At 41.5% G+C, this 10973-nt stretch carries 9 protein-coding genes; 5 read left to right on the forward strand and 4 right to left on the reverse strand.

The window, feature by feature from the left end:
- Positions 1 to 15: 15 nt before the first annotated feature.
- Together KXJ59_RS00265 and ytxJ are read right to left on the reverse strand one after the other, a co-directional pair.
- Complete coding sequence (locus KXJ59_RS00265; protein WP_295199860.1) at positions 16 to 654, reverse strand: NAD(P)H-binding protein; 639 nt, start codon at positions 652 to 654, stop codon at positions 16 to 18.
- Between the two features lie 55 nt (positions 655 to 709).
- Positions 710 to 1042 carry a bacillithiol system redox-active protein YtxJ gene (gene ytxJ / locus KXJ59_RS00270; protein WP_295199862.1) on the reverse strand — a complete coding sequence of 111 codons (333 nt, stop codon included), beginning with the start codon at positions 1040 to 1042 and terminating at the stop codon, positions 710 to 712.
- A gap of 297 nt (positions 1043 to 1339) precedes the next feature.
- On the opposite strand from ytxJ, the gene KXJ59_RS00275 reads away from it, so the two are divergent.
- From KXJ59_RS00275 to KXJ59_RS00290, 4 genes are all read left to right on the forward strand, one after another.
- The gene (locus tag KXJ59_RS00275; RefSeq protein WP_295199865.1) at positions 1340 to 2719 is read left to right on the forward strand and encodes a Mur ligase family protein; all 1380 of its coding nucleotides are present in this window, start codon (positions 1340 to 1342) and stop codon (positions 2717 to 2719) included.
- A 24-nt stretch (positions 2720 to 2743) separates the two neighbouring features.
- A complete protein-coding gene (locus tag KXJ59_RS00280; RefSeq protein ID WP_295199867.1) occupies positions 2744 to 3514 on the forward strand; it encodes a 3'-5' exonuclease in 771 nt (256 codons plus the stop codon).
- 97 nt (positions 3515 to 3611) lie between these two features.
- Positions 3612 to 4355, forward strand: a complete 744-nt coding sequence (locus tag KXJ59_RS00285) for a polyprenol monophosphomannose synthase (RefSeq protein ID WP_295199869.1) — start codon at positions 3612 to 3614, stop codon at positions 4353 to 4355.
- A 198-nt stretch (positions 4356 to 4553) separates the two neighbouring features.
- On the forward strand, positions 4554 to 5444 hold the full coding sequence (locus tag KXJ59_RS00290; RefSeq protein ID WP_295199872.1) for an EamA family transporter: 891 nt from the start codon (positions 4554 to 4556) through the stop codon (positions 5442 to 5444).
- A 1-nt stretch (position 5445) separates the two neighbouring features.
- On the opposite strand, the gene KXJ59_RS00295 is transcribed toward KXJ59_RS00290, so the two are convergent.
- Both KXJ59_RS00295 and KXJ59_RS00300 read right to left on the reverse strand, forming a co-directional pair.
- Positions 5446 to 6780, reverse strand: coding sequence for a PAS domain-containing protein (locus KXJ59_RS00295; protein ID WP_295199874.1), 1335 nt, complete (start codon positions 6778 to 6780; stop codon positions 5446 to 5448).
- 111 nt (positions 6781 to 6891) lie between these two features.
- Complete coding sequence (locus tag KXJ59_RS00300) at positions 6892 to 7719, reverse strand: ATP/GTP-binding protein (protein WP_295199876.1); 828 nt, start codon at positions 7717 to 7719, stop codon at positions 6892 to 6894.
- A 131-nt stretch (positions 7720 to 7850) separates the two neighbouring features.
- Between KXJ59_RS00300 and KXJ59_RS00305 the strand changes: the two genes are divergently transcribed.
- On the forward strand, positions 7851 to 10772 hold the full coding sequence (locus KXJ59_RS00305) for a prolyl oligopeptidase family serine peptidase (protein WP_295199879.1): 2922 nt from the start codon (positions 7851 to 7853) through the stop codon (positions 10770 to 10772).
- Positions 10773 to 10973: the final 201 nt, after the last annotated feature.

Genomic DNA, 10973 nt, shown 5'->3' on the forward strand with positions numbered 1-10973 from the left:
ACTCACCATTCACCCTCACAATCTGCTGATCCCTACCCGCTGAAATAAATACTGCTTTTTGTGAATGCATTGCAACATACAATCTGCCAGATCACCTGCGGCTATCTGGTATTGATTGGGTTTGGGGGGATAATTAGCCGAAGTAATATATTGCCTGTTACCAGGTTGATCGAGAATATCGGGAGAACAAACAAAAGTCCAGTCAAGACCAGAAACTTCCAGTGAACGATATGCAGCTAAATGTTCGAGCCCTACTGGTTTGTATTGCTCAGGATAGTCGGACTGTTCAATGAGTAATTCATTGTCATCTGCATTTAATATACCCATACCACCCAGGGCTACAATTCTTTTTATCCCTGTTTTTTTCATCTGGGCAATAATATTTTTCATACCCAGACTCCTGGTGCGGTCTTTTCCATCAAAAGCGCCGCCTAAAACAGAAACCACTGCATCTACACCTGTAACAGCAGCTAAAACATCTGCTTCTTCAAATACATAACCTTTAACGGCAATGAGGTTTTCATTGGCAGCATCTTTGTCAATCAATGATGCTATAGACCTGCCAAAAGCTTTAACGGTATAACCACGCGCCAATGCCTGCGTAACTACATATTTGCCTACCTGTCCGGTTGCGCCAAATACAGTAATAGTCATGAAGCGGTGTTTTCAGCAATTTACTGAATGTAAATAATAATGAAGCATAGAGAAACTACAATACAGCCTGTTCTGCGATTTCATCCATATTTATGCCCTGGTGACTTTCATCGTATACACATTCGCCATTTTTTATGAGCAGCACCTGTGGAGATTCATGATAAACACCAAATTCTTCGGCAACCTGATTGGAAAGCGGACGATAAGCCAGTAAGTCGAGGTAATGAAAATGAATATTTTCTGGTACTACACTTCTTTCCAACCGGCTACGCACCATGGAACTGATACTACAACGGGTGCTGTGTTTGAAAATAACCTGGGGTTGCTGGAAAGAGGCTGATTTGATTGCGGCTAATTGTTCAACTGAACTTAGGGTATTCCAATTCATCTTAAATATCAAACATTCTTTGAACCAATAAATTTCTGCCCTGTTAAGGTTTGAAATAACGGGGATTAGTAGTAGGGCAGCCTCTGCTTTTTGAAGAGGTACAAGAGCTAACCAATGCAGCGCTGAACAATAACAGGAGCATTAAAGCGGTTATCTTTTTCATGTGTGTTGTATTAAGTTGGCGTTTTGACTGTATTTTGCGCTATAACGAAGATACTGATTTAAGTTATAATGTTGCTTTGAGTACAGTTGCCGATTCGTTAATTAGTGTAAAACGGTTGAAATCAATCAATTATTATGAGGGTTCATTTTATTTCAATAGGGGGGAGTGTGATGCACCAGCTGGCCATAGCGCTGCATAAAAAGGGTTACCAGGTTACAGGAACCGATGATGAAATCTTTGAACCAGCCAAAACCAACCTGCTTCAACAGGGGCTTTTACCAGTAGTTATTGGCTGGCAGCCCGATCTGATTGTTCCGGATTTGGACGCCGTTATCCTGGGTATGCATGCCAAACAGGATAACCCGGAATTACAAAAAGCGGTTTCACTTGGTTTGAAAATTTATTCTTTCCCTGAATATATCTATCACGAGAGCCAAAACAAAACCCGTATAGTAGTTGGGGGCAGTCATGGCAAAACCACCACCACCAGTATGATTATGCATGTGTTGAAACAAACACAGCAGTCTTTTGATTACCTGGTGGGTGCAAGGGTGGAAGGTTTTGATCAGTCGGTTAATATTACAGATGCGCCTGTTATTGTTTGTGAAGGAGATGAATACCCAGCCAGTGCCATTGAACGTAAACCTAAATTTCATTTTCTCTATCCGCATGTGGCCATCTTAACTGGGATTGCCTGGGATCATATCAATGTGTTCCCCACATTTGATTTTTACCTGGAGCAGTTTACCATTTTTATCAACAGGGTTGAAGAGGGAGGCGTGCTTATCTACAATGCATCTGATCCTGTATTAAAAGAACTGGTTACAAAGAATCTAAGAAGCGATATTCGCTATCAACCTTACAATATTCCTGAACACGAGATTATTAATGGTGCTACATCTGTTACCATTGATGGTGTAAAAGGCTCGCTGAAAGTTTTCGGAAACCATAACCTCATGAATCTCTATGCCGCTTATTATGCCTGCAAAGAATTGGGTATAACGGCAACTAAATTTATGCCCGCTATCGAAAACTTTACAGGGGCGGCCAAAAGATTGGAATTGCTGGCATCATCAGATGACTGCACCATGTACCGCGATTTTGCCCACGCACCAAGTAAGGTAAAAGCAACCATCGATGCGGTAAAAAACCAGTTTCCGGAACGTAAACTGATTGCAGTGCTGGAACTGCACACGTACAGCAGCCTCAACGAAGCATTCATGCAGGAATATAACGGGGCGTTGGAACAGGCAGATGAAGCAGTAGTGTTCTATTCACGTCACGCATTGGAACTGAAACGACTACCCGATTTATCTGCAACAGCCATAGAAACAGGATTTAATAAAAAAGGACTGATTGTTTTTACCAACAGAGAAGTATTGCATGACTGGTTAGTATCGCGGAATTACAAAAAGTCCAGCCTCCTGCTGATGAGTAGTGGTAATTATGATGGGTTGGATATTCCTTTACTGGCTGGTCAACTGATGGAACAACACCTAAAAAACACTAATTAAGAATTAAAGTATTTACTTCGTAACATGAAATTGCAACTCAGCCGTCCACTTGCCTTTATTGATCTTGAAACAACCGGAGTAAATATCAGTATAGACCGTATTGTGGAGATCGCTATCGTAAAGATCAATCCTGATGGTACCAAACAGGTAAAACGTAAACTCATCAATCCATTGATGCCTATTCCTAAAAGCTCAAGCGATATACATGGTATTACAGATGAGATGGTAAAAGAGGCGCCGAGTTTTAAACAGGTGGCCAATGAAATCAAACAATTTATTGATCAATGCGATCTGGGTGGTTATAACAGCAATCGCTTCGATATTCCCATGCTGATTGAAGAGTTTCTACGTGTGGGTATTGAATTTTCTGTAGATGGCAAAAAACTGGTCGATGTACAAAAAGTATTTCACATGATGGAACAACGCACTTTAAGTGCTGCATATAAATTTTATTGTCAGAAAACACTGGAAGGTGCACACAGTGCAGAAATAGATGCAACAGCTACCTGGGAAGTACTGGAAGCGCAGGTAGAACGATATCCGCAGATAGGCGATACGGTTGACAGCATCGTAAAATTTACCGGTGAAGATGATATTGTTGATTTTGCACGCCGCTTTATTAAAGAAAATGGGGTAGAGATATTTAATTTTGGCAAACACAAAGGCAAAGCGGTTGTTCAGGTACTCAAAGAAGAGCCCCAGTACTACGACTGGATGATGAAAGGCGATTTTCCGATGAATACGAAACAAAAACTAACTGAAATCCTGAATAGAACCCTGTTAAAAAAAGGATAAGTCTGTATTAAATACACCGTATTTCCCGCATTTCTTCCCACGAAACAGCGAGCAATCGTTCTGTGTTGTATTTTAGCGGAGCAACCTGTTTCAGCCCTTGAAAAAATTAGTCATCATACCAACTTATAATGAGAAGGATAATATTGCCTCAATTATAGCCGCTGTATTCGAATTGGATGCAGGTTATCATGTGCTGGTAATTGATGATGCTTCTCCTGATGGAACGGCCTCCATCGTTAAATCGCTGATGCCACATTACCACAAACAACTTTTCCTGGAAGAAAGAAAAGGGAAACTCGGCCTGGGTACCGCTTATATCCATGGATTCAAATGGGGTATTACAAGGAGTTATGATTTTATTTTTGAAATGGATGCCGATTTTTCGCATAACCCCAAAGACCTGGAAAGATTGTTTCAGGCCTGCGTACAAGAGGGTGCCGATGTAGCAGTGGGTAGCAGGTATGTACCTGGTGGTAAAACAGAGAATTGGCCGTTAGACAGGCAATTGTATTCAAGGGGTGGCGCATTGTACACCCGTCTTTTAACCTGGATGCCTGTAAACGACCCTACTGCCGGTTTTGTTTGTTATAAACGACAGGTACTGGAAGCCATTAACCTCGATGAGATTGAATTTGTTGGATATGCTTTTCAGATAGAAATGAAATTTGTAGCCTGGAAACTGGGTTTCCGTATCAAAGAAGTACCCATCACTTTTGTTGACCGTAAAATCGGTGTAAGCAAAATGAGCAAGGGTATTATTAAAGAAGGTGTATTGGGTGTATTGAAAATTCAATGGCACAGCCTTTTCCGTAACTACCGCAAGCGCGTAGCGAGTTCCTAGGAGAGTATTATTGACAATGAGCTGTGAGCCTTGAGCTACGAGCCAGGGAAGATAGTGTGTTGAAATTGGGTTGTACTCAAAATAATTCGCTGTTTTGCTCATAGTGCAAGTCTCGAAGCACAACAGCCTGACTTTTCAAACATTACGGCCCTCACTTTACTCCTTTCTCATTAGCTTTATTGCCACACAACCCTTCTTATGAGAGAGGCACTTATCAAACTACATATTTCTGTTTTTCTGGCTGGTTTTACCGGTGTGTTGGGTGCACTCATACAACTGAATGAAGGCTTGCTGGTATGGTATCGAATCATGATTACGGTAGTGAGTCTTTTGTTTTTATTACAGATAAAAAAACAGTTCCAGCGTATTCCCGCCTCCATGGTCTGGAAATTGTTGGGTATTGGTACACTCATCGCGTTGCACTGGGTATTTTTTTATGGGAGTATTAAGATGGCCAATGTATCTATCGGACTGGTATGTTTTGCTTCAACAGGGCTTTTTACTGCTTTGCTAGAACCTGTGTTCAATAATAAAAAATTCAGTGCATGGGATGTGGGCTTAGGTTTCATCAGCCTGCTTGGAATTTTACTGATTTTTCAATTTGATCAGCGTTACAGGGAAGGCATTATTGCCGGTATTGTTTCAGCCATACTGGCGGCATTGTTTACCGTACTCAATAAAAGACAGGTAAATAAAGTAGAACCACGCGTAATGATGGTATATGAGCTAAGTGGGGGTTTGTTATTACTTACTTTACTCATGCCTGTTTACCTGCATTATTATCCTGTTGAATCAGTGCTGCCTTCATTATCAGACTGGTGCTGGTTACTTATACTGGGCTGGCTCTGTACCGTACTCGCCATGGATCTCATGTTACAGGCTTTGCAAAAAGTATCTGCATTTACACAAAACCTGAGTCTCAACCTTGAGCCTGTATATGGTATTGCACTTGCTTTTGTTTTATTTGGAGAACAGAAACAGTTGGGAAATAGTTTTTATATCGGTGTATTGCTTATCACGGCTTCTGTGGTATTACAGATGATCAGGGTGATGAGGCAGCATCAACAGGTAAAAAAATCTTCACTGTAATTTATTCCTGTCTTGTATTCGACACAATTTTCTGGATCACTGTATCAAGTCTGGCTGCACTTTCATTGAGGTGTTCGAGTACCTGTAAAATATCAGGATCATTTGTTTTTTCTGTGTAGAGCATCAGCACATTAATCAGCCCGAGTATATTACTCAACGGAGCCCTGGCTTCATGCGATTGTAAATAAGCAATCTCACGCATTTTATCGTACTGTTGCAGCAGTTTCATCTCGGCGGTTTTTCGCCCGTTAATATTGGTGATATTCATGGCTACACCCATCATACTTTCTGCATCACTATAAACCGGGTAATACAAAAACTGGAACCACATCGCATCACCATTGGGTAAGGCAACGGGTCGCTCAGTAGTCAGTTTTTCACCAGCTAATGCCCGGTTGAAATTATCCTGAAATGATTCTCTCAGTTCCGGCATTACATAATGCATAAAATTGGCACCAATATGTAACTGGGTCCTGAAATATTCTTCAGCCAGCAAACCCGCAGTACGGTTGTAGTTAAGGATGTGCATATCAGGACTGATCATGATATTTACATCGGTGGTGCTGTCGAGAATGGCTTTTAATTTTATTTCATTGGCCAGCAGTTCAAGTTGCTGTTTCTTTTGTAAGGAAATATCAATGAAATAACAGATGATACCTTCTTTTGAGGGACTAGCTGATACTGCAAAATGATATTCCGGCGGCCAGGGTTGTTCAAATGTGATGGTTTGTTCCTGGTCGAATGCTTTGCGCATGGCCACTGCATAGGGTTGGTCGGGAGAGTCGGGAAATATATCCCAGAAACTCCGGCCAATCATGTCATGTCTGTTAAGACCTGTAACCTGTTCAAAAAAACGGTTTACCCTGATGAATATCCAGTTACGGTTAAGTGCAAAAAAACCATCCTGCACACCATCGAGGTATTCATTGAATTGCTGGGCATAACGGGTAGCGGAAAATTCTTCCAGCGGATCGCCACTCAATGGTACTCCAATACCAAGAATAACCTGCTCCTGGTCATCTGTATAGCAGCAGAGTTCCCATTGCACGGTATGAGTATGGTCACCATTAATATACCTTACGGTTACAGAAAATTTATCGCCGGGATGCTGGCTGCAATTGAATAACTGGTTGCGGAAAAATTCAAGATCAGCATAATGAATATGGGTATCTGCTTTTGTATGAGATATATTTGATACAGCCAATCCTGTAATTTGGGCAAAACGATGATTGATATAGGTGTAATACCCTTCCTCATTCATCAGCATACAGGAAAACAATTCAGAATGCTCCAGCATTCTGATCGTTTGTTGCATGCTATAAACGTCGGTATTCATTTCAAATGAATGCATTTGAATCTTGGATTGGCCTTAGGTGGGTGTTCACCATTATGAAATATCTGCCTTTCTCTTCATATGTCTAAGATTCCTGCCTTAAAATGACCTTAATTATTGCTTTAATTGATAGGCTGTAACGGTATTTCTATAGAAAGTGGGTACGTATACGATTTTCTTTTTGGTATCGTAGCCAATATCTGCGCTATTCATTTTCTCATTTCTGGTATCAAGCAATGTGGTTTTATTACCATTGGCATATACATAATACACAATACCACCCCAGCAGCTAACAATATATTCTTTCTCTTTTACCATTTCAATACCATCTGTTGCAGGGTCCATCCCATCGGCTAGTTTTGAGAGTTGTCCATCGTTTGTCATCTTTAGTAAACTACCCCTGTCGAGTATCAGTAATCCGTCTTTTATGGCGAGTAACCCGTTGGGTCCCTGTAATTTGTCGACCAATAAAAAAACGGTTCCGTTTTCTATTTTATGCACTTTAAAAGTCCGGCTATCACTTACATAAATGGTTCCTTTATTGTCTATGGTAATATCGTTCAGGAATACAGCATCCGGGACTATTATTTTTTCTGTAATGGTTCCTTTTTTTATGTCTATCACCACCACTTCATTTAAATCAGACACATAGAGTTTGTTTTTATAAAGTCCCATTCCTTTGGGGGCATTCAATCCGCTGATCCATTCAGCTGCAATAATTTTTCCATCAAGCCCCACTTTCCCAACAGCGCCTTTGCCATCTCTTCCTCCCGGCTGTCCATCAATATTTGAAACATATAATACTTTGTTTTCCGCATCAAATAAAACTGATTCGGGTACTTTCAGCAGGCTGTCGGTGGTCCATATTTTTTCGAGTTTGGGTTCCTGTGCAAAGAGTGAGGCAGAAAGTAGTAATGCAGGAATAAGGAGCTGTTTCTTCATATGGGTAATTTGCGTAAAAGTAGTGAAACAATGGTTTCAGGCTACTGTTCATCCATTGGTCATTTTCCTGTAAAAGCCATTAGCAGAAGCCGCGGGTTTGTTTATCTTCGGAGCCTACTAAAACTACCGCTATGAAAAAACTCATGCTGGCCCTCTTATTCCTGCCGGCGCTTCAGACCCTTGCGCAGAAAAAACCACTCGATCATACTGTGTATGACGGATGGGAGGCAATAGGAGAAAGAGCCATCAGTAACGATGGAAAATATGTGGCTTATGCCGTAAACCCCCAGGAGGGCGATGGTAACCTGTATATCCAGAGTTTGTCGGGTGATTACAAAATAGTTATACCCCGCGGTTACAGTGTAGCAATTACCGAAGACAATCTATATGCGATCTGTCGAATCAGACCATTCTATAAAGATACACGGGATGCAAGAATCAAGAAACGTCGTCCGGATGAAATGCCAAAGGACAGTCTTGCCATTATAACGCTGGGAAAAACAGATATATTAAAAGTACCACGTATTAAAAGTTATAAGATTCCGGATGAAACCGGAACCTGGCTGGCTTATTTACTGGATAAACCATTACCCGAAACAAATCGTCCACGCACCCCCGATTCTTTAACAAGGATCAATACCATGTTGTCAATGGCCGATAGCCTGATGCGTGTAGCGGATAGTATCCGTAATAAAGCCAACCTGGCCAAAACAAATGGCCTGTCTGTGCTGCAAACCGCGAGAACAAACCGCCCTGCGGCAAGACCAGCAGCAGAACCAATTGAAGAAGGCACGGAACTGGTATTGAGAAATTTACTGACAGGAGAAGAACGCAGGTTTACATTGGTAAAAGATTATTTTTTCAACAAAACCGGAGCTGTTTTACTAATTGAAACAACGCGTAAAAACAGCGATGAAGCATCGGTAGCTTCATTGACAAAACTGAACCTTAAAAACAATACTTCAACAACCATCTTCAAGCGTTTTAACGAAGCCAAGAGTTTCCGTATGGATGAAGCCGGTTCACAGGTAGCTTTTGTTGCAGAAAGAGACAGCAGCAGTAAAGCCTTACAGAAATTTTATAAACTCTATTATTATAAAGACGGAATGGACAGTGCCCGTCTCCTGGCAGACAATAAAACAAAGGGCCTGACTGCCAACTGGACCATCAGCGATAATCCTGGTAGTATTATATTCAGTAAAACAGGTAACAGGTTGTTTTTAGGAACATTACCCATTTGGCCAGTACGTGATACCACAGTACCTGAAATAGACAGGGTGAGTGTGGATGTATGGCATTATAACGACGATTATATTCAACCCGTACAGCTAAGAAACCTGAATACAGAACTGAGAAGAAGTTATACGGCGTATTACGATCTTGCTGCAAATCAGGTGGTACAACTGGCCAATGAAAAACTACGCACGGTTGTTCCTACACAGGAAGGGGATGGCCCTGTATTTTATGGGGTGTCTGATTTTGGAAAACGCGTAGCTACACAATGGCAGGGTTTTAGTTTGAATGATGTATACAAGGTAAACCCAACAACAGGGGCCGCAGAAGTGATCAGGAAAGATTTGAAAGGCGGAAACCTTCAGCCATCTTATACCGGTAAATACCTTTTGTTCTTCGATGAAAAGAAGCAACAATATTTTGTGTACAATAACAACACGCAGCAATTATACCAGGTGGCCAAAGACATTAAAACATCTTTGTCAGATGAAGAAAATGACGTACCTGATGATCCGAATGCATATGGCATCGTAAAATGGTCTGAAGGTGATCAATACGTGTTTGTGTACGACCGTTACGATATATGGCAGGTAGATCCGGAAGGGAAAGCGGCATCGGTATGTCTTACTGCCGGTCGTAAAGACAAAACCACTTATCGCTATGTAAATACCGATCAGGAAGAGCGGTTTATCAAAGCCGGACAAACATTATTACTTCGTTCATTTGATGAGAAAGATAAAAGTGGTGGTCTTGCTACCCTGAACCTGTTTAATAAAGAATTCAAACAGGTATTCAAAGAAAAGATGGGTGTGAGTCCTGCCATTCAGAAAGCAAAAGATGCCAATGTGCTGGCTTATACCAAAGAAACCTACCAGCAGTCACCAAATTTGTATGTGCAGGCGCTGGATGGTGCAGCAAGGCAATTATCGAATACCAACCCGCAGCAGGCTGGATATAATTGGGGAACGGCTGAGCTCTTCAAATGGAAAGCATATACAGGTAAAGAAGCAGAAGGCATCGTATACAAACCCGAAGATTTTGATCCTAAAAAGAAATACCCGATGATCGTGTATTTCTATGAAAGAAGCAGTCAGGGTTTGTATGGTTATAATGCACCATCACCTACACCATCAAGATTGAATATTTCATTCTTTGTCAGCAGAGGTTATGTGGTATTTGTACCCGATATCTGGTATAAAAAAGGTTATCCCGGACAAGGTGCCTATGACTATATCCTCAGCGGTACAAGAGCTGTGGTGAAACAGGGGTATGTAGACAGTACCAAATTAGGGTTACAGGGACAAAGCTGGGGTGGTTACCAGATTGCTCACCTGATTACCAGAACCAATTTGTATGCAGCAGCATGGGCAGGTGCGCCGGTGGTTAATATGACAAGTGCCTATGGTGGTATTCGTTGGGGCACAGGTTTAAACAGACAGTTCCAGTATGAGAAAACACAGAGCCGTATTGGTGCCACATTATGGGAGAAGCCAAACCTCTATATTGAAAACTCGCCTTTGTTTCAGTTGCCAAAAGTAACCACACCACTGGTGATCATGGCCAATGATGCCGATGATGCTGTACCATGGTACCAGGGCATTGAATACTATACTGCGATGCGCCGCCTTGGTAAAAAAGTATGGATGCTGAATTACAATAATGAGGCCCATAACCTGGTAGAAAGAAGAAACAGAAAAGACATCCAGGTTCGTGAACAGCAGTTCTTCGATTACCTGCTGAAAGGCGATAAACCCGCCAAATGGATTACTGACGGAGTACCAGCTACAATGAAAGGAAAAGATATGGGGTTGGGATATTAAGAAGATGGAGGATGTCTGATGGCAGATGTCGGATTTGAAATAGTGGGATCATTATAAAATAAAAACCGAACAAAATGTTCGGTTTTTATTTTATAATGGCTTTCCGACATCCGACATCCGACATCCGACATCCGACATCCGACATCCGACATCCGACATCCGACATCCGACATCAGACATCGTACATCAGACATCATACAT

It is taken from the genome of Sediminibacterium sp. (genome assembly GCF_019264485.1).
Classification (GTDB): domain Bacteria; phylum Bacteroidota; class Bacteroidia; order Chitinophagales; family Chitinophagaceae; genus Sediminibacterium.

What these genes read in the sequence shown, in the direction of transcription:
- KXJ59_RS00275 (WP_295199865.1), top strand. Translation starts at nt 1,340, where the DNA reads ATGAGGGTTCATTTTATTTCAATAGGGGGGAGTGTGATGCACCAGCTG.
- KXJ59_RS00305 (WP_295199879.1), top strand. Translation starts at nt 7,851, where the DNA reads ATGAAAAAACTCATGCTGGCCCTCTTATTCCTGCCGGCGCTTCAGACC.
- KXJ59_RS00300 (WP_295199876.1), bottom strand. Translation starts at nt 7,719, where the DNA reads ATGAAGAAACAGCTCCTTATTCCTGCATTACTACTTTCTGCCTCACTC.
- KXJ59_RS00280 (WP_295199867.1), top strand. Translation starts at nt 2,744, where the DNA reads ATGAAATTGCAACTCAGCCGTCCACTTGCCTTTATTGATCTTGAAACA.
- KXJ59_RS00265 (WP_295199860.1), bottom strand. Translation starts at nt 654, where the DNA reads ATGACTATTACTGTATTTGGCGCAACCGGACAGGTAGGCAAATATGTA.
- KXJ59_RS00295 (WP_295199874.1), bottom strand. Translation starts at nt 6,780, where the DNA reads ATGAATACCGACGTTTATAGCATGCAACAAACGATCAGAATGCTGGAG.
- ytxJ (WP_295199862.1), bottom strand. Translation starts at nt 1,042, where the DNA reads ATGAATTGGAATACCCTAAGTTCAGTTGAACAATTAGCCGCAATCAAA.
- KXJ59_RS00290 (WP_295199872.1), top strand. Translation starts at nt 4,554, where the DNA reads ATGAGAGAGGCACTTATCAAACTACATATTTCTGTTTTTCTGGCTGGT.